This window comes from Sphingomonas sp. Ant H11 (assembly GCF_000797515.1).
Taxonomy (GTDB): domain Bacteria; phylum Pseudomonadota; class Alphaproteobacteria; order Sphingomonadales; family Sphingomonadaceae; genus Sphingomonas.
Genome location: NZ_JSBN01000063.1, coordinates 82756 through 100335, shown reverse-complemented (window position 1 = coordinate 100335; position 17580 = coordinate 82756). Strand labels below are relative to the sequence as shown.

The 17580-nt window shown below is 64.1% G+C and carries 26 protein-coding genes and 1 pseudogene; 12 read left to right on the top strand and 15 right to left on the bottom strand.

Features of this window, described 5'->3' with window-relative positions; genetic code table 11:
* Positions 1 to 169: 169 nt before the first annotated feature.
* From NW75_RS13170 to NW75_RS25210, 15 genes are all read right to left on the bottom strand, one after another.
* Positions 170 to 1354: a phage Gp37/Gp68 family protein gene (locus NW75_RS13170; RefSeq protein WP_033965655.1), complete on the bottom strand. Its 1185-nt coding sequence runs from the start codon at positions 1352 to 1354 to the stop codon at positions 170 to 172.
* 4 nt (positions 1355 to 1358) lie between these two features.
* Positions 1359 to 2189, bottom strand: coding sequence for a hypothetical protein (locus NW75_RS13165; protein ID WP_033965654.1), 831 nt, complete (start codon positions 2187 to 2189; stop codon positions 1359 to 1361).
* 264 nt (positions 2190 to 2453) lie between these two features.
* On the bottom strand, positions 2454 to 2696 hold the full coding sequence (locus NW75_RS13160; protein ID WP_033965652.1) for a hypothetical protein: 243 nt from the start codon (positions 2694 to 2696) through the stop codon (positions 2454 to 2456).
* Positions 2693 to 2941: a hypothetical protein gene (locus NW75_RS13155; protein ID WP_033965651.1), complete on the bottom strand. Its 249-nt coding sequence runs from the start codon at positions 2939 to 2941 to the stop codon at positions 2693 to 2695. Before NW75_RS13155 ends, NW75_RS13160 begins: the two co-directional genes overlap by 4 nt.
* Positions 2941 to 3126 (bottom strand): hypothetical protein, encoded by a 186-nt coding sequence (locus NW75_RS13150; RefSeq protein ID WP_033965650.1) that lies wholly within the window; start codon positions 3124 to 3126, stop codon positions 2941 to 2943. Before NW75_RS13150 ends, NW75_RS13155 begins: the two co-directional genes overlap by 1 nt.
* A 151-nt stretch (positions 3127 to 3277) precedes the next feature.
* Positions 3278 to 3613 (bottom strand): hypothetical protein, encoded by a 336-nt coding sequence (locus NW75_RS13145; RefSeq protein WP_033965649.1) that lies wholly within the window; start codon positions 3611 to 3613, stop codon positions 3278 to 3280.
* Positions 3610 to 3954, bottom strand: coding sequence for a hypothetical protein (locus NW75_RS13140; protein ID WP_033965648.1), 345 nt, complete (start codon positions 3952 to 3954; stop codon positions 3610 to 3612). The genes NW75_RS13145 and NW75_RS13140 overlap by 4 nt, the downstream gene beginning before the upstream one ends.
* On the bottom strand, positions 3951 to 4220 hold the full coding sequence (locus NW75_RS13135) for a hypothetical protein (RefSeq protein WP_033965647.1): 270 nt from the start codon (positions 4218 to 4220) through the stop codon (positions 3951 to 3953). The genes NW75_RS13140 and NW75_RS13135 overlap by 4 nt, the downstream gene beginning before the upstream one ends.
* Positions 4217 to 4432 (bottom strand): hypothetical protein, encoded by a 216-nt coding sequence (locus NW75_RS13130; protein ID WP_033965646.1) that lies wholly within the window; start codon positions 4430 to 4432, stop codon positions 4217 to 4219. The genes NW75_RS13135 and NW75_RS13130 overlap by 4 nt, the downstream gene beginning before the upstream one ends.
* Positions 4425 to 4661: a hypothetical protein gene (locus tag NW75_RS13125; protein ID WP_033965645.1), complete on the bottom strand. Its 237-nt coding sequence runs from the start codon at positions 4659 to 4661 to the stop codon at positions 4425 to 4427. Before NW75_RS13125 ends, NW75_RS13130 begins: the two co-directional genes overlap by 8 nt.
* The gene (locus NW75_RS13120) at positions 4648 to 4860 is read right to left on the bottom strand and encodes a glyoxalase superfamily protein (RefSeq protein WP_033965644.1); all 213 of its coding nucleotides are present in this window, start codon (positions 4858 to 4860) and stop codon (positions 4648 to 4650) included. Before NW75_RS13120 ends, NW75_RS13125 begins: the two co-directional genes overlap by 14 nt.
* Positions 4860 to 5078 carry a hypothetical protein gene (locus tag NW75_RS13115; protein ID WP_033965643.1) on the bottom strand — a complete coding sequence of 73 codons (219 nt, stop codon included), beginning with the start codon at positions 5076 to 5078 and terminating at the stop codon, positions 4860 to 4862. Before NW75_RS13115 ends, NW75_RS13120 begins: the two co-directional genes overlap by 1 nt.
* A gap of 25 nt (positions 5079 to 5103) precedes the next feature.
* Positions 5104 to 5496 (bottom strand): hypothetical protein, encoded by a 393-nt coding sequence (locus NW75_RS13110; RefSeq protein ID WP_033965641.1) that lies wholly within the window; start codon positions 5494 to 5496, stop codon positions 5104 to 5106.
* Between the two features lie 92 nt (positions 5497 to 5588).
* A complete protein-coding gene (locus NW75_RS13105; protein WP_033965640.1) occupies positions 5589 to 5843 on the bottom strand; it encodes a hypothetical protein in 255 nt (84 codons plus the stop codon).
* A 7-nt stretch (positions 5844 to 5850) separates the two neighbouring features.
* Entirely contained in the window at positions 5851 to 6189 is a 339-nt protein-coding gene (locus tag NW75_RS25210; protein ID WP_052192394.1) for a helix-turn-helix domain-containing protein, read from the bottom strand.
* Positions 6190 to 6285: 96 nt separating this feature from the next.
* Between NW75_RS25210 and NW75_RS25205 the strand changes: the two genes are divergently transcribed.
* The 12 genes and pseudogenes from NW75_RS25205 (at position 6286) to NW75_RS13030 (ending at position 17542) form a co-directional block, all read left to right on the top strand.
* Complete coding sequence (locus NW75_RS25205; protein WP_033965639.1) at positions 6286 to 6513, top strand: hypothetical protein; 228 nt, start codon at positions 6286 to 6288, stop codon at positions 6511 to 6513.
* A gap of 228 nt (positions 6514 to 6741) precedes the next feature.
* The gene (locus tag NW75_RS25200; protein WP_033965638.1) at positions 6742 to 7038 is read left to right on the top strand and encodes a hypothetical protein; all 297 of its coding nucleotides are present in this window, start codon (positions 6742 to 6744) and stop codon (positions 7036 to 7038) included.
* Between the two features lie 4 nt (positions 7039 to 7042).
* A complete protein-coding gene (locus NW75_RS13085; protein WP_033965637.1) occupies positions 7043 to 8197 on the top strand; it encodes a DUF7146 domain-containing protein in 1155 nt (384 codons plus the stop codon).
* Positions 8194 to 10131 (top strand): hypothetical protein, encoded by a 1938-nt coding sequence (locus NW75_RS22975; RefSeq protein ID WP_052192393.1) that lies wholly within the window; start codon positions 8194 to 8196, stop codon positions 10129 to 10131. Before NW75_RS13085 ends, NW75_RS22975 begins: the two co-directional genes overlap by 4 nt.
* Before the next feature lie 1110 nt (positions 10132 to 11241).
* Positions 11242 to 11853 (top strand): hypothetical protein, encoded by a 612-nt coding sequence (locus tag NW75_RS13070; RefSeq protein ID WP_033965632.1) that lies wholly within the window; start codon positions 11242 to 11244, stop codon positions 11851 to 11853.
* A complete protein-coding gene (locus NW75_RS13065) occupies positions 11846 to 12121 on the top strand; it encodes a hypothetical protein (protein WP_033965631.1) in 276 nt (91 codons plus the stop codon). The genes NW75_RS13070 and NW75_RS13065 overlap by 8 nt, the downstream gene beginning before the upstream one ends.
* Positions 12118 to 13677, top strand: a complete 1560-nt coding sequence (locus NW75_RS13060; RefSeq protein WP_033965630.1) for a hypothetical protein — start codon at positions 12118 to 12120, stop codon at positions 13675 to 13677. The genes NW75_RS13065 and NW75_RS13060 overlap by 4 nt, the downstream gene beginning before the upstream one ends.
* Positions 13674 to 13907, top strand: coding sequence for a hypothetical protein (locus NW75_RS13055; RefSeq protein ID WP_156143035.1), 234 nt, complete (start codon positions 13674 to 13676; stop codon positions 13905 to 13907). The genes NW75_RS13060 and NW75_RS13055 overlap by 4 nt, the downstream gene beginning before the upstream one ends.
* An 11-nt stretch (positions 13908 to 13918) precedes the next feature.
* The gene (locus tag NW75_RS13050) at positions 13919 to 14566 is read left to right on the top strand and encodes a hypothetical protein (protein ID WP_033965628.1); all 648 of its coding nucleotides are present in this window, start codon (positions 13919 to 13921) and stop codon (positions 14564 to 14566) included.
* Between the two features lie 139 nt (positions 14567 to 14705).
* Positions 14706 to 16270, top strand: a pseudogene (locus NW75_RS13040) (portal protein).
* Positions 16267 to 16599 (top strand): Bbp19 family protein, encoded by a 333-nt coding sequence (locus NW75_RS13035; protein ID WP_033965625.1) that lies wholly within the window; start codon positions 16267 to 16269, stop codon positions 16597 to 16599. Before NW75_RS13040 ends, NW75_RS13035 begins: the two are co-directional and overlap by 4 nt.
* Positions 16589 to 17542, top strand: coding sequence for a hypothetical protein (locus NW75_RS13030; protein WP_033965624.1), 954 nt, complete (start codon positions 16589 to 16591; stop codon positions 17540 to 17542). The genes NW75_RS13035 and NW75_RS13030 overlap by 11 nt, the downstream gene beginning before the upstream one ends.
* The last annotated feature ends 38 nt before the right edge of the window (positions 17543 to 17580 follow it).

Genomic DNA, 17580 nt, shown 5'->3' with positions numbered 1-17580 from the left:
TCCGCAGGACGGTAGGTAGAGCTGCGGTTATCCCCTTCCCCGTAGCCCCGGCCGGCCCTCACCAGTCCCGCTGTCTGCGACGCGTCGGCTACACAGACAACGGCGGTTTCACGCGCGTCGCGTCTACCGACATAGTAATTCGATCCGCAGCGGATTGAAATGGATCCGCTCACGACGGCATCCCGTCATGCTGCACGCCGTCGAGAAGGCGACCGGCAGCCTTCTTGCCGAGCATCGCGACCTTGTATTCGTGATAGATAGATCCCAGTTCAGAGATCGGGCGAAGGACACCTGCGCTATTCAGCCAGTGCGTGCCAGCACCCACTGCGCGATGGTGACTGGTCGTCTTGGGGCCATTAGTCTCACGCCAATCCCCCCATTGCTTGAACAGGAACGGCACGCTCGCAGCCGCGCACTGGTCGCGCAGGGAGCGTGCCCAGTCCGGATGCATCGGTCGCGCGCCGGGGCCGCTCTCTCCACCGACAATTACCCAGTCAAGCTTGCCCCAAGCAATCGAAGGAGCACCTACCAGTGCGTTTACGTTGAAGCGGACCGATTTGATCGCTTTCCACTCGGGCCCTGCATCCGAGGCAGGATCGAATCCCCCCTCGCCAAGAAAGACACGGGTCAGATCGATCGGTCCTAACAGGGGCTCGCACGAGAGGAACCGCGTCGCCGCCGGTGTCGCCAGCAAATCGGGAATGCGTTCGTCGGCACGCTGCTGATCCTCGACCGAGACGCCCAGCCAGACGTTCGGCAACGGCCATTGCCACTGCGACAGTATTAGCGATCCGTCGTCGGTCCAGAGCGCATCATTCTCGGTGTCGGCCAAATCGAGGTCAAGGATCAGCTCCTCGCATGCTATCTCAATCTGATATCGCCTTCCTGTTTCGCCACCGGCGGGAATATCGATGATCCCGGCAGACCCGCAATCGATCTGGCGAGCAGGCGTGCCCTGCCACCGCTCCGCGAAATAAGCCCGCATCCGCGCCGACCGCTTGGTCAGCACTTGGTGCTGGTGCTGCGGCGTGAGCGCCATCACCGCAAAGCAGCGGTCGATCCAGTCGTCTGGCACGTTCTCGTGGAACAGGTCGCCATGGGCGTTCCAGAAGATGCGCCGTGGGCGCTTCCACCGCAGCGGTTGGAGCAAGGCCCGCTCATTGAACCGCACTTCGCCCGTCCAGACATGCCCGGCCTTGCTCGGCTTTGTGAGCCCGGTAGACGGGTGCCCCGGAAGATTACGACCGCCTGCGCGCATCGCGTAGCAGTTGGTGCAACCGGGCGAACACACGGTACAGCCATTGACGACATTTACCGTCGCATCGGTCCATTCGATCTGGGTGCCGTCACCCATCCCCTCACCCTCCCTTGCGCGAGAGGGCGGCGGCGGCGACATACGAGAACCGGGCATTCTTGATTGCTAGGGGTAGAGCGTCGAAACGGGCCACATTCTCTGCAAGCACCTTCGCCAGCCATTCAGGTACGGCAGGCACTTCCTCCACCATCCCCCGGTCCACCCCCTCGCGCATGGCGGCTAGTGCGGCGCGTGCTTCGTCTTCGTAGCCTTCCCATTGGTCGCCATCGTGATCCCACGGATTGACGACATGCGAGATCGCCCTCGCCACCCGCTCGACCTCATCCCCGGCGTCGGGGCGGGCGCGAAGACCTGCGTACTCGGCTTCAGTGATTGCCAACCACCCACGCCCTAGTTTCTTCGTTCCCTCAACAGTGCGGACTTCGAACGGGTTTTCGTCGGTGAAGTGATACCGACCGGCATCCCCGGCATCGGGGTGGGCGGTGTGGGCGAGGCGAAAACGCGCAGCAAGCTGAATAGCGGTATGGCCGTCGTTGGGGAGGCGCACAGCATATCCTCGGGTATGCGAAACGATCGCCTCAGCAAGATCACGATCAGCCTGCGTCACATCCTCGCGCACCCGCGCTATAGCCTCTTCGAAACGGTCAGAACGATCGCCCTTCATCGGATCAGGGCCGATATCGGGATACGCCACCCGGTCCACCCCTTCGCGCATGGCGGCGGAATACTGCGCGGCAATCGCCTCGGCCTGCTTGCGATAGCGGCCCCTTGCAACATCCGGATCATGGTCTTCGTAATGTGCTGCCACGCACGTGCTGCTGTTGCAGCTCGCGTCGCCGATTTCCTCTGCGGTGCCCTTTTCGTAAGCGCACACCTCGTCCCAATCGAGGCCATCCGCCTTGGCTAGAACACGGCACACCCGCTCGACCTCATCCCCGGCGTCGGGGCGGGCGGTGTAGGAACGCGTATTCCATGCATCGGCTGCCTCGGCACGGGACGCGCGTGGAGGAAGTTTAAGGCACCTATCGGTGCGGCACCAAACCTCAAAATTGATCGTTAAAAAACGCCCTGTTACCGCACCGGGGGCACGGTAGAAGTTGCGTCACATCCTCGCGCATCGGCGCGGCTTCGGGCGGGGTCATGCCACTTGCCCCGTCAAATGCTTTTGGACAGCCAGGCCGTCGGCATTCAGCGCGAACAGCAGGATGCCAGCTTCACTTTTCCGGCTGGTGGTGAGGGCTGGGCGGAGGCCGTAAGGCTTGCTCAGGCGGATCGCCGTCGCTTCGCTGCAGCCGAGCATGCGAAACTCGGCATCCATATGCAGCACGGTTGATTTCTGGCCGCGCGACAGGCCGCGCGCCACTTTGGCATGGTCGATCATGCGTTGGCCTTTCGATAGAGGGTATCGCGATCGTAGCCGGAGCCGGCGATCCCGAATTTGGTGAAGCCGCGCTTGCGCAACAGCGTCGAGACAAGGCGGCGGGTGACGGCGAAACCGAGCGCATGGCGTGGCTGATCGAGGGCGCGCGCGGCATCCCCCAGCTCGACCTCGATGCGATCGGCCAGCCAGTCGCCAAGAATGGCGTTGGCGCGCTCGAGCTGCGCGGGCGTGAGAAGAGCGGCCATCACGCGTCTCGCTCCGCTACGGTGCAGACGGCGATCGGCGGGCGCTCGATGGTGCAGGACAGCTTTATTCCGCAGTCCTCGCATTGCGACACCCTGGCCGTATGATCGTGATAGCAGTTCGGGCAGGTCCAGCACTCGACGTGCGGGCCATTGCTGCAGCGGTCGCCCGGCTTGGCGTCGTTCATCGGACGGCTCCGATCCCGATTTCAATCAGGATGCCGAGCCATTGGACGCAAAGAATGCATCCTCGAGCCTCGTCACCGTGCGGGCGGCCGTCATTCGTGAGCGCGGAGCCGCGCCAATGGCCGTATTCGATGTGGGGAATGAGGTGGCGCATCAGAACGGCACCTCATCCAGCGTGATCTCTTCGGCGAAGCGCTTTCCAGCTTTATAAATCAGCTCCTCGACGTGCTCGATTGCTAGTTGGTCGCTGATCTTATTATCGATGATAATGCGCAAAATGGCCGATGATCGGAGCGCTTCGTCACCACACTCCCACTGGCATCCATCTTGGTGACCAATCAGACTATCCGCCAATTCCTTAAAGTGATCTCGATCCGGTATCGTTTTACATACTTGAACCTGTTCCCCGGTCCTGAGGTTGCTCACCTTCATCTCAAGGATTTCGACTTGTCTTTGCAGCGCAGTTAGCGCGTCTTCCATCTCGCTCATGCGGACTTCCTTTCGTGGTGGCACATGGCGGCGATCAACTCGTGGCCATGCTGGTTGAGGGTGAAAAAGGGCATGGTGCGGGCGTGCCAGTTGCGTTCGCCAAGCTGATGCTCGCGCACCAGCGCCGGGCGATCCGGGCGATCGAGCAAGAGCGTGCCGATCGTCCGCCAGCGAATGCCGTCGCGTTTCTGCAAATCGGTCTGGTGGCGCGGCACGGCGCGATCGAGCGCCCGCAGCGCGACGCGTTGCGCGGCGGACAGGCTGTGCCAGACGCGCGCGCGGGCCGATCGGCACGGGGCACAACGACAACCGGCCCGCGGGGTGCGAGCGTCATGCTTCACAGGCCGTACCCCATGGCAGTGAGCGCTTTCGCGACCAAATTCCACACATGAAGGCGCAAGCGCTCATGGCCGAATACCTTCCCTTCGCGCTGGATGGTGTTCGAGAGCATGGCCTTGTGCAGCGCCTCGAGCGAACGACCTCGCATCGTGCGCGCGCGATAGTCGCCGCGCTGCACCGTTCCACCGATATTATCGATGGTCATGCGAGCGATCTCGCTCTTCTCTCCTGTGATCGCTGACCAAAGCTCCACCCTGATGACGATCATGCCGCGTCTCCCGTCATCGGGTGGAAGCGCGCGACGCGGACGCGGCCATCGCGGCAGGGCGCGCAGCGACCGTCGACAAGGCGGGGCATATCCTCGCCGCATGTCTCGCATTCGCCGGGTACGCCTTCGGGCACCGGCACGCGGGCGGCGCGGATCGAGCGGGCGAGGTGTTCGCTTTCCAGTTGCTGGGCAGCGTCGACAAGATCAGCCATGGGGAACGCTTTCGGGAAGAGGCAGCCCGATCTGGCGGGCATAGGTTTCGAGCTCGCGCGCACGGTCGCGCGCGGCGGCGACGCGACTGGCCAGCCGACGCCAGAGCTGATCGCGCGCGTCGATCAGACGGCCAAGTTCATGGTCCTGCTCGCGCGTGCGGTTGCGGCACCCGATCGCCTCGAGCTGGGCGATGCGCGCATCGCGGCGTTGGAGATCATCGAGACCCATTACCGGCCTCCATGTTCTCGGAGCGATCCTCGGTTTGCAGACAGGTCCGCGCCTGGCGATAGTCGCGATAACCGCCCGCCTGCGCTATTTGTTCGAGCGCTTCATGGTGCGGCACTCCTGTCGTGCGGCTCAGCTTCTTCGCGCGCCGTTTCAGCCCCTCTAAAGTGGTGAAAAGACTGTTGTTCAGACCGGCCACCATCAGCCAAGCCTCCCCTGCGACCAGGCGATGACGACGCGCAGCAACATCATGCCGATCAGGCAGGCGGCGATGGCGACGGCCGCGCGGCCGACCAATCGATCATAGGCCTGCGCATCGTGGATCAGCGGTGCGAGCCGCGACCGCTGGCGCAGCCACATGGGATGCAGCGACCGGGGATGCACCGCGCGGTAGCGCGGACGGCGCGGGAGCGGCTTCATGCGGCGCGCCCTCCGTCGATCACGCTCACGCCCGCGCCCGCATATCGAGGCGGGCGCTGGCGGCGGCGAGGTGCGAGGTATCAACCACCGCGACCAGCCCGGCCGGGATCTGACCGGCAAGCCACGCATCGACGGCGGCGGCGGGCCAACGGCTGTCGCGATGCGCGGCGCGGCTGGTGGTGCCATCCGCCTGGCGCAGCGGGAGCGGTTGCGGAAAGCCATCATGCGCGATCAGCGCATCGACCAGCCTGCACAACCACGAGACCGCGCGGTCGCGATGGCCCAGCATACCGCCCACGGCGAACAGGCCGTATAGCGTGCCATTGGCGAAGGTGGGGAGCGACGGCAGCGGCGTGATGGCAGCGGCGTCGAAGGTTTCGGTGTCGGGCGGCTGTAGCCGCCGGTCGTGCAAGCTCATGATGCGCCTCCGTTGAGAACGGAGCGCGTTGTAACGCATAACGTTACTGTGTCAAACTAAAAAGTAACGTTATGCGTTACCAGCGCATTGCGTCAGTCGTCGCCGCCCTCTTCGCACGGGTGGTGCGTCTCGCGTTCGCAATGGATGTTGTCCAAAATGCGTGCGGCGCTGTAGCAGGCCGCGATCGCGGCGATGCACAGTCCGATCGCGGGCCATACCAGCCACCATTTGCCGGGAATGCCCAGTCGCTCCCACGCCTTTGACACCAGGATCGGTAGCGTGAAGAGCGACAGGGCCAGCCATGCGCTGGCGATCACGACATCATATTGGAGAAGGCGGTGAAGCACTTCTCGGTTATGCCGCGTCGCGCTGCCGTTGGTTGAAGGGCACAAGGGCCTCGGTGACCCGTTCAATATTGCGCTGCTGTTCCGGATCGGCGGCGCGGTAGCGCGACAGCAAGGCGCGCTCGTCGGTGGCGAGGCGCATCGGGTTGTCCTCGTCGCACAGCAAGTCGGCGGGGGAAACGTCCAGCGCTTCCGCCAGCCGACGCATCATGCCGAGCGACAGTTCGCGCTTGCCGCGTTCCATCCCCGATATCTGCATCTTGGACACGCCGACGCGAAAGCCGAGCTCTTCCTGGCTCAGCTTGGCCGCACGGCGCAGCTCGAGAATGCGGTTCGGCATGTCCTCCATACGAAGGAAAGATAGAACGGTCGCGGTCACAACGCAGCTACGTATCGCGTTACACGGGATTGTCAAATTGTAACGCATAGTGTTACCAGCTTTGGAATGAAGGCTGCTCCCGGAAAATTGAAGCAATGGCAACGGGAGCGCGCGCTCACCGATGCCGAGGCCGGTGCGCATTTTGGGACGACGCGGATGACGTGGCTGCGCTGGAAAAACGGCGACATGATCCCCGGACCCGCCTTCATGGTTGAGCTGTACGTCGAAGGCGTCGCGCAGCCCAACGACTTTTACGACCTCCCGGCGCTCCGGGTCGATCGGAAGGCGGCGTGATGGAAATGGCAAGACGTTCGCGGTCATGTGCGGGCCCCCTGGCGAATCATTCGCCTATGTTCCGCATTTGTTCCTCATTTCGTTCCAACAAGTCAAATGGCTCCGTAGGAAAAATCCTAGACGGATGTGCGTGGTGAGCGCGCGCGGCGGCCCGCTCGGCTGGCTCGACAAACCGTTCGATCGCACCGCCGACGGCACCCCCGCCCGCCCAGCTATGGAGCAAGACCTATGTCGCTGAACATCACGGCGTTTTCGCTGCGCACCTTGCGCAACGGCGCATTGCCGCTGACCCCGTTGCTTGATGCCACTGCAGGCGCGACGGTAGTGGCGCTCGGCGCGCAATCCGGCCCTATCCCTGGCCCTTGCCTGATCCGGCTGATCGCCGATGAGGATCAGCGCATTTCCGCCAGCAAGGCGGCGGGCTATGTCGCACCGGCGGCGACCGGGATCAAGCTCAAGGCGGGCATCGCCCAGGATTACGAGCTCCCGGCCGGTGTCTGGTATATCAACGCGGTGGCCGGTTAATCCCGTGTCGCCTTCGGTCATCACCGTTCGCGAAATCGAGCTGCAATTGCGCGCGCGCTGCGAAAGCGTGGTGCGCGATTGCCTGCCCAATGCGGTGCGCGACGGGCATTTCCTGCGCGTCGGATCGATCGCGGGCGAGCGCGGGCAATCGCTGGCGGTGACGGTCGATGGCCCGAACAAGGGGTTGTGGACCGATTTTCGGGCAAGCCCCGGCATGGTCGGGGCGAGCGGCGACATGCTGCACATGATCGCGCTGACCAAATTCGGCGGCAATCTGGGCGATGCGGTGCAATATGCCAAATCGTGGCTGGGGATCGACCATCTCGACCCGGCGCGGCTGGCGACGATCCGGGCCGAGACCATCGCGATCGATGCCGACGCCCAGGCCCGCGCGGCGCAGGAAACCGAGGCCAAGAAGCGCGGCGCGCGGTCGCTGTGGCTTAACGGCGTGCCGCTGACCGGCGATTGCCCGGCCTCGCGCTATTTGGAGGGGCGCGGCATCGATGTCGCGCGGTTGGGGCATTGGCCGAACGCGCTGCGCTACCATGACGCGGTGTGGAACCGCGACGCGGGCATGAAGCTGCCCTGCATGGTGTCGCAGATGATCACGCCCGATGGCGTCCATGTCGCGACGCATCGCACCTGGCTTGGCCGCGATCGGCATGGGCAATGGGTCAAGGCCGATGGTGCCGATCTGGGCGTGCCGCGCGGCAACGCCAAAAAGGTGCTGGGCAAATCGGGCGGCGCGTTCGTGCCGCTGCGCAAGGGCGCGTCGCGCAAGACGCTGGGCGCGCTTTCCGGCAGCAAGAGCGGGCGGCCCGAAACGATCTACATGACCGAGGGGATCGAGGACGCGCTCACCGTGGCGATGATCAAGCCCGATCTGCGCGTGCTGGCGGGCTATTCGTTGCGCAACCTCGGGCTGATCGCCTTTCCCGCCGCCATCGCGACGATCGTCATCGTGTGCGACCGCGACGACGCGCCACCCGGTGCCGACGAGACCGAGCGGCGCAAAGCGGCCGACAAGCTCGAAGCGCTCGAACAGGCCATGGCGCGGCAACAGGCGCGTGGCCATCACGTCCAGTTCGTGATGCCGCCAAGGGGCGTGAAGGACATCAACGCCTGGCTGCTGTCGGATCTTGGGGAGCGTGTCGCATGACCCGGCGCGCGCGCCCCGACCCGGCCACATTGCCCGATAATGTCGTGTCGATCGCAGCGGCGCTCGATGCGCCAGTCGATGCGCCCGCGCTCGCCCAGGCGGGCGATGCCGCGCCCTTTGGCGGGTATGATGAGGATGACGGGCTCGATCGCCCGCGCATTCCGCCGGGATGTCCGGTCAAGCCGCTCGGTATTGGCACCGATGGCCAGACCTGTTTCTATCTCAACGTGCTTGGTCAGCTCGTGGCGCTCGGCCCGCGCGACCATGGCAAGAATAACTTCAACGCATTGTTTGCGCCGCAGACGCATTTACTGTCGAAATATTGGCCGCGTTGGTCGGAGCCGAAGGTCAGCGCCAAGACGGGCGAAATCATCAAGCCCAGCGAAATCGTCGGGTTCAAGCAAGACGAAGCAAGCGAAGCCCTTATTGGCGCATGTGGCCTGGCGGGGATTTTTGATCCGCAGGGCCGGGTGCGCGGGCGCGGCGCGCATAAGGGGCGCGGCGGCGCGCTGATCGTCCATTTCGGCGACAAGGTGATGGTCGGGCGGCGGCGTATCAACGGCACCGCCGCTGACGCCGAATGGTTCCCGACCGGCCTTATCGACGGCTATGTCTATCCGGCCGGCGAAGCCACGCCGCGCCCGCATCACGAGCCGGTCGACGAACAGCCGGTCGAGCAATTGCTGGCGCTGATCGGCACATGGCCGTGGCGGCGTCGGCTCGTCGACCAGATGCTGGCCTTGGGGTGGATTGCGCAGACCTCGATTTCCGGCGCGCTCCCCTGGCGCTCGCATCTCTTCGTGACCGGCGGGCGCGGCACGGGCAAATCGAGCTTTAACGGCAAGGATGGCCTGATCGACCGGCTGCTGGGCAGCGCGGTGCTGCGCACGGGCGGCGCGACCGAGGCGGCGGTGCGGCAGAAGCTGCGCAACCAGACGATCGCAGTCATTTTCGACGAGTTCGAACCCAACGCGTTCAACGCGCACAAGCTGTCGGCAGTGCTCGAGCTGGCGCGCGTCGCCTCGTCGGGCAGCGACATGCACAAGGGATCCTCGGACCATCAAGCGGCCGATTTCACGCTCAATTCCTGCTTCCAATTCTCGGCGATCCTGATGCCGCAAATGGAGCCGCAGGACCGTAGCCGCTTTGCCGTGCTCGAGCTCGAGCCGTTGCCGCGCGACGCGCGCAAGCTGGATCTGGAGAGCGCGAAATTGCCCGCGATCGGCGCGGCGTTGATGCGCCGCATGTTCGATGGATGGTGGCGCTACAAAGAGACCTATGACCTCTATCACGACGCTTTGACGAGCGGCGGCCATGACGCGCGTGGTGCGGATACCTTCGGCACCTTGCTCGCCTGCGCCGATCTGGCGCTGTACGATCATGTGCCCGATGCCGACTTGCTCGACCATTGGGCGCGGCTGTGCGCACCCGAAAGCCTCGCTGAGATCAACGACGCAGTGCAGGACCATGATGCCTGCCTCAACCACCTGCGCACCACGCCGCATCAATTTCGCGGTGGCGATCTGCGCGAGGGGCTGGGCACGTGGATCGGCCGTGCGGTACGCGCCGGAGAAGGCGACCAGGGCGCGCGCGACAAGATCCAGGAGCTTGGGCTCAAGATCGTCAATCGCAAGCCGCTCGGCCCCGGCCCGGATGGGCGGGAACGGTGGGGCGCAATCGACGCGATGCCGGGCCAGCCGACCTATCTTGCGGTCGCGCTGTCGCACCGCGAGCTTGCCACGATCTATGGCCCGACCAAATGGGCGGGCGGCGGCTGGGCAACCACGCTCGCCCGTGCGCCTGGCGCAACGCGTGGCATCAAGACCAAGTTCGCCCGCGCATCGCTGACCGCCGTGCTCGTGCCGATCGAGCTGGTGATCGACCCCGACGAGGTGCCCGCTTTCGTTGCCTGCCCAGGCGGGCCGCTGGCATGATGGGCGCACCAAACCCAACGCGCGCGGGCAGCGTAGCGCAGCGGAGCGGTGCGCCCGCGCTCCGCCTCCACTACTATCGCGAGGGCGACGCTATCTATCGATCGCGCCCGTTTCGACTTGTTTTTTTACTTTGTCCCTTGCCCCCGGCCCAGTTGGGGCAGATAAGAGTGTGGCGCAGCCAGCCTCGCGGTGCCTACGGGCCGGGGGGGCGCGGTTCTAGAGTTCTGGAGCGACGAACGCACAGAACCAGCAACACATTGGTATTCAACGGTTCTGCGGTTCTGTTCCAAACCGCTACGCGTGATGTGCGCGTGTGCGTGCGTATGCGTGCGTGTAGGGAAGATACCGAGAACTACAGAACTTCAGAACCCAATCAAGAAAACGGGAGAAATACGCCATTTGCCGGGCGGCGCGCGGTTCTCTACCGGTTCTGCGGTTCTGGCGCGAATATAATATGGGGTGGATATGCGCTGCCCGGTCGCATCGTCGCCGAAACGCCCGATCCACAGTGTTACGGAGGGGCTGCGCCGCAAAACTTTTTGGGCTTGGTGCGCGGTGGATCTGGCCCGGCTGGCCTGCGATCGGGGTGGCCTGGCGCGGCTGGGTCGCGCGGGCGGAAACGGCGGATTTCTGCGGGTTTGCGGGGGGCGGATCGGGCATGTCGGAATGCCGGTGTCGGAATGCGGCGCGCAACATGCTGTAAAATCAGAGCTTTCCGGGGATGGTCATAAGCTTTCTAGGTTGAGCCCATGCGGCACGCTGGGCGGCGCAGGCGGGCCGATCGGACGGGGGGGCCTGAGTGCCCAGCCCGAGGGGGTAGGGCCCCCAACGGCCGCGCGCCCTGATGCTCGCATGTTGGCGCACGCGATATTCCGGATTTTGATCGACCTTCCGTTTTACGGGATTGATGCCGACCGGTCGAAAGGGGGCGAACGGCCAAGGTTGAGCGGCAAAACGGGGGTCGGGGGGATAGCTTGCCCTCGTCAGTGCGACGCCAGGATGCGCGATCGGCGCTCAATTCGAGGAGTGAAACGCGGGTCGGGGATAGTGGTGGTCCCGGTGCTTGGTCGCCATTGGGCGAAGTAATGAAGCTATGGGGAGGGCGCGGCCATGTCAACGCCTGACACCGGCGACGCTGCGATCGTGCGCCAAGTGGTTGACGACGCCAAGGCTTTGCTGGCTGACCGCGCAATGGAGGAGCAACAGCTCAACCTGCTGGAGCCGGTAACGCCTGAGGAAATGCTGGAGGCGCGCCAAGCGCTCGGCCCCGAGGCTGGTCGAATGGCCGTTTTGACCGAGGCGCGAAGCCGCAAGCGCGGTCGGCCGGCTGGCGCTCGCAACAAGCGCACCGATGATTTTGCGCGCTACATCCAGACCTTCGGGCAGCATCCGGCAATCACGCTGATGCAGCTGTCATCGACGCCGGAAGATGTCCTGATCGAAACCTCGAAGCAGGAAAAGGTTCACAGCTTTCGGAAGGATGGCACGCCCAACGTAGTTGTCGAGCGGATGAGCTATGCCGAGGCGCGAGCGCTGCGCGTGAGGTGTGCCGAAGCGCTGTTGCCGTACCTCGAAAGCAAAAAACCGGTCGCGGTCGACATGACCTTTTCGGGTGTTGCTGACCTGATCATCCAGGGCGTCACCCATACCGATGGCGAGATAGAGGAAATGCTCGAGGGCGATTTCCACGAAATTCAAGATGAGGAAATCAACAATGGCTGACGCGCCCGTTCTCACAAATGGGAACACCCTTTCGCCGATGGCGCGGGCAGTTCGTCGGCTGGTGTTGCTGGATCGGGCGCGGACGGCGCTTGGTGGTGCAGCGTGCCTTGCCGACATTCTCGGCATTGGCCGTCGCGCCGTCAACCACAAGCTTGCCGCCGATCGTGGCTTGAGCGCGGGTGAAATCGCGGCCGTGGCAAACGCACTCGATCAGCGTGCAGCCGAGCTGATCGCGCTTGCGAACGATATGCGGGCGGTCGCGGCATGACGGTTGCAGCCAAACCCATCGCACTCACGTCGCCGGGGCCGGTGGCGGAGGCGTTCATGCGCAGCCGCGCGTTCATCGTCGTGATCATCGGCCCGGTTGGTTCAGGCAAGACGATGGCGATGCTGCAGAAGGGCGTCCGCAATGGCGCGATGCAGGGCGCGCGGATCGATGAACGCGGCATCAAGCGCCGACGCGCGAAATTTGGCGTCATCCGTGAGAGTTACCCTAGTCTCGATGCGAACACGCTACCGTCATGGTTCAATATCACGCCAAAAGAGTATGGGCATTTCAGCGCCAAGGCACCGTACAGCCACAAATTCCAGCGTGTGCTGCGGCGCGATGCGTCTCGCCAGCCGACCGACGTGCTCGACATGGAAGTCGAATTTCGCGCGATCGGCGATCAGGGTGTAGAGGCGGCCACGCGCGGCTGGGAGTTGAACTGCGCAGGTGTCGACGAAGGCGATTTGCAGCCCGAGGAATTGATCAGCTACCTGTCGGGTCGCGTCGGGCGTTTTTCGAGCCTTGATCCCAAGCTAGTGGTCGATCCGCAGATACTGATCTCCAGCAACGCGCCATTCACCGATAATTATCTCTACAAGCTGGCGATCGAGAAGGAACTCGGCGGATTGCATGATCTCGCCAGCCCCGAATTGCTGGTAGCGCTCGAGGGGCGACCGCTGATCGAATGCTTCATCCAGCCGGGCGGGCTCGAGCCTGGCGCTGAGAACCTGCACAATCTGCGCGGCGGGCGTGGATATTACCTCCTGCAGCAAGCGACCAACAAACACCGGCCCGATTATGTCGACCGGATGATCCACAACAAGTTCGTGCCGGTGCGGCACGGCCTGCCGGTGCATCCGCAATTCAGCTATAGCGAGCATGTCGCCAAAGAGACGATCGAATGGGATCGCCGACGCAAGCTCATCGTCGGCGTCGACCAGGGATTGTTCGCAGCAGCCGTGCTGACACAGCGCACGGTGATGGGCGAGCTACGAACGCTGGGCGAGGTGGTCGCGTTTCAGGATGGCGGCAAGTCGCTGGCAAAGGTCGGCCCGACGGCGTTCGGCAAGATGCTCCGCGCCAAGATCATCGAGCGTTGCCCCGATATCACCGCCGACCAGATCCGCGTGGTCGCCGATCCTGCCGCATTCGCCGCGGCTGATCGCGATGCAGAGGCGCGCGAATTGGACTGGGTTCCGCCTTTTCAAAAGGCATTGGGCTTCAAGGTCTACAAGGCGAAAACGAACCGCGAGCAGCTTCGGCTCGAGGCGCAGCGCAAGGCGATGAGCGAACGCGGCGGATATCTGATCGACCCGTCGTGCAAGCATCTGATCCGGGGGCATCTCGGCGGGTATCACTATCGCAAAGCCGACATGACCGACGGCGAGACGCGGGGTCATCTCGAGATCGCCGACACGATCCACACCCATATCGAGGATGCCGAGCAATATGCCGCGCTCGAGGGCGAGCACGTCATCTCCGACATTCGAGGCAAGTCGCGGGAGCGGCGCACCGTGCGGGTGGACGGCGATTACAACGAACTTGGAGGGATATGATGGCACTTCTCGGCAAGATTATCGCGGCCCCGCTGAAGGCGCTGGGCATCATCTCGACACCCGGACAGGCCCCGACCGCACTGCCCACGGCAACGCGTGACGATGCGGCGGCGGCGGTGTCGGCCACGGACGAACTCCGGCGTCGCAAAGGCGGCGCGGCGGACCTCGTGAACGGCGCGGCGGGGGTCCAGGCCCCGCTGACCGGCGGCAAGCTCACCCTGGGAAGCTGAAAGGAACGATCATGGACGACACTACGACCAAAACGCGCGAGCAGGAATTGATGGAGCAATTCAATGCCGGGCTCGATCCTGCAGGGGCAACCGCATTGCAGATCCGCATCGACGAGCTGACTGCCCAGAACAAAACGCTCAACGAGGAACTTGGGCTCGACGAACAGGAAAAGATCGATCTCGAAGAACACGCGGCGAAACTGCAGAAGGATCTCGACGCGGCCAATGCCACGATTACGGCGCTGCAAGCGGCGGCATCGGCCTCTAAAACCAGCGTCAAGCGTGGCGAGAATGCCCCCAAGTCACGCAAGATCGGGCCGGTCGGCGATGGTCTCACCGGCGACGCGCTGACCGAAGCGCTGACGAAGGCCGATCAGGGCGGCAAAAAGGTCGAAATCGTGCTGAGCGACGGCACGCGGGAAATTACCGGGATCGCGCCGATCGTCGTCACCGGCGATGTGTGGCGGGATCACACGCTCGGCAAGATGCTGCGCGACGCGGTGACGGTCCACGGCCCGGCCAATGGCCAGGGCGGCTATGCGATCGATGGGTATGCGCTGCTGATCGACGGAAAACAGGTCGCCTATTGCAAGCGCAGCGATGTCATCAACGTCGCGACCGGCAGCACCGTCAACATCGCAGACGACATCTACTTCTAACCGACAGATGCGGGCGCGCGGTGGTCGCGCCCGTTTCTTCCAACAGGGAAATTCCGATGGCCGACGATACGCTGCAGGATGACGATCTGGTCAAGGCGCATCTGCGCAATCATGACCGCCTGGCGGCGTTGCGCGCGCGATGGAAAGCCTGTGGCGGGAAATCGACGAGCGCGTCAATCCGCTGGGTGCCGGTGGCTGGAGCAAGAATACGCCCGGCACCATCCACGGCGCGGCCAATTTCGATGTGACGGCGGTGGAAAGCCTCGATCGCTTTTGCGCGGCGATGGCGGGCATCACGATCCCGCGTAACACCCAATATATCCGGCTGCGCTTCGGCGATAAGGATCTCGACAAGATCCCGGCGGTGCGGCGGTGGTGCGAGCGCGCGGGCGATCGCCTTCATGCGATCCGCTATGCGCCCCATGCCGGGTTCGAAGTGCAGGCCCAGGAGGATTTTCGCCAGCTCGGCAGCTATGGCACCGGCCCGCTCTGGACCGGCGAACGCAAGGGCGTCGGTCTGTTCTACAAGGCGCTGCACCTGTCGGAATGTTACATCGACGAGGACTTTGCCGGGCGCATCGATACGGTGCACCGCAAATACAAGCGGACGCGCGCCAGTGCCTGCAGGAATTCGGTGCCGATGCGCTCACCGGCAAGATGCGCGAGGCGATCCAGCGCAACAAGCTCGATGAGGAATTCGAGATCCTGCACATCGTCTGCCCCAATGGCGATTTGCAGCCCGACGCGCTGGACCGGCGCAGCATGGCGATCGACAGCATTACCATCGCCATCGCCGACAAGGTGATCCTGCGGCGCAAGGGCTTCCATTCGATGCCGATTTCGGTCTCGCGGCACGTGACCGGGCCGGGCGATATCTATGGCCGGTCGCCCACGATCAAGGTGCTGCCGACGATCAAGGGCCTCAACCAGATGGCGCAGACGATCCTGCGTTCCGCCCACAAGATGGTCGATCCCGCGCTCGCCTTTTTCGACGATGATGGCATCACGTCGCTGGTGACGCGGCCGGGCGGGGCCAATCCCGGCCTGGTCAACGAACAGGGGCAGTTGATGGTCGCGCCGATGCCGACCGGATCAAACCTGCCGATCGGCCTCGAAATGCAGCAAAGCGAGCGCGCCGTGGTCAAGACCGCGTTCCTGGAGGATTTCTTCAAGATCCTGACCGATCCGGGGGATCGCATGACCGCGACGCAAGTGCTGGAAATGGTCGCAAAACAGGGCGTGCTCGTCGCGCCTTATGCTGGGCGCTACGAAAGCGAGAAGCAAAACCCGGTGACGCAACGCGATCTCGACCTCGCGTTGCGCGCGCGCCAGATCGAACCCTTTCCGGATGAGGTTATCGAAGCCGGGGCCTATCCGGTGATCGAATATGAAAACCCGCTGTCGCGCATGGCCCGCGCCGAGGAAGCGGCGGGCCTGACCCGCTGGATCGAGGCGATGGCTCCGCTGGCGCAAGTCGATGATGGCGCGGTGTTCGATCATATCGATGTCGATGCGGCGGCACCGGGCCTTGGCGATGTGCTGGGCGTGCGGCCCAGTTGGATCGCAACGCCCGATCAGGTCGCAGCGAAGCGCAAGGCGCGTGACGACAGCAAGGCAGCGGCATCCGGCGTCGAGCAATTGCAGGGAGCGGCATCGGCGGCGAGCGACCTCGCGCGCGCGAGCAGCCTGGCGAACGCAGCATGAGCACGACAAACCAACGCCGTTTGCAGGCGGTGCGCATGGCGCGCAACTTCAAGGATCTGTTCGCGGGGTGGCAGACGCCGGTGACGGTGTGGCGTCGGCTGTTCCTGACGGACGAGGAGCGCCTGCGCGTATCGGCGGAGCGCGTGCTCGCCGACCTGCGCGACTTTTGCTTCGCGCATCCCAACAATCGCCGGCTGCTGTTTTCGCAGGATCCGCTGGTGATGGCGCGGCGGCTGGGGCGACGCGAGGTGTTCGACCGGATCACAACCTACCTCAACCTGGACGAGGCGGCAGTCCAGAAACTCATGGAGATCGACGATGGCAATTGATGGCGAGAGCGGGACCGATGGCGGCGCAACCGGCGGCGGCGCGATGGATTTGATCGGAAGTGCGGGAGTGACGGGTGGTGGTGCGCCTGGCGCGGCAGAGAGCGGCGGCGCACAGCCGGGAGCGTCTGCCGTTGAGGGCGGCGTGGCCGATGGAAGCGCTGCGGTTCCCGACTGGTTCGAAAAGGTATCGGCCGAGACGAAGGATGGCGAGACCAGCTCGAACCGTGACTGGCTGGCGGCCAAGGGCGTGAAGGATCTTGACGGCCTGACCAAGATCGCGCGCGATACCGAGCGGGCCTTGCGCGAAAACGGCCGGATCAAGGTGCCGGGCGAAGATGCCAAGCCGGAGGATATCGCCGCCTTCAAGGCCGCGATCGGCGTGCCCGACAAGGTTGACGGCTATGAGATCAAGGCACCCGAAGGCGTGCCGCTCAACGAGCCTTTGATCAACTCGCTGCGCGAGAGCGCGCTCAAGCACGGTGCCCCAAAGGAAGCGTTTGAGGGGCTGGTGAGCGATTTCATCAAATTACAGATGGATGAGGCGGCGGCCGAGAGCGCGAAGCAAGACAATCTGGCACTGGAATGGGTCAAACAACAGGGGGCGAAGAAAGACGAGCAGCTCGCCCATGTTGACAGCGCCGCGCGCGCGCTTGGCTTCTCCAAGCAGGACATGGCGGGTCTGCGCGCTGGCCTGGGTGCAGATCGCGCGTTGACCATCCTTGCCAAACTCGGCGCAGGCATCGCCGAAGATACGATCATCACCGGCGGCAAGGGGCGCTTCGGCGTAACGGGGGCCGAAGCACAGGCCGAGATCGACAAGTTGAAGGCCGATCCCGAATTCCAGAAACGCGTGATGGTGCCCGGATCGGCCGAACGGACGCGGTGGGACCGGCTCAACGCGGCAGCGGCGGCTGGCAAGGCGCGCGCGGAACAACAATTGTAAAAAAGATCGAAAACCCAGCTTGACGCGCGAGTCGCGGC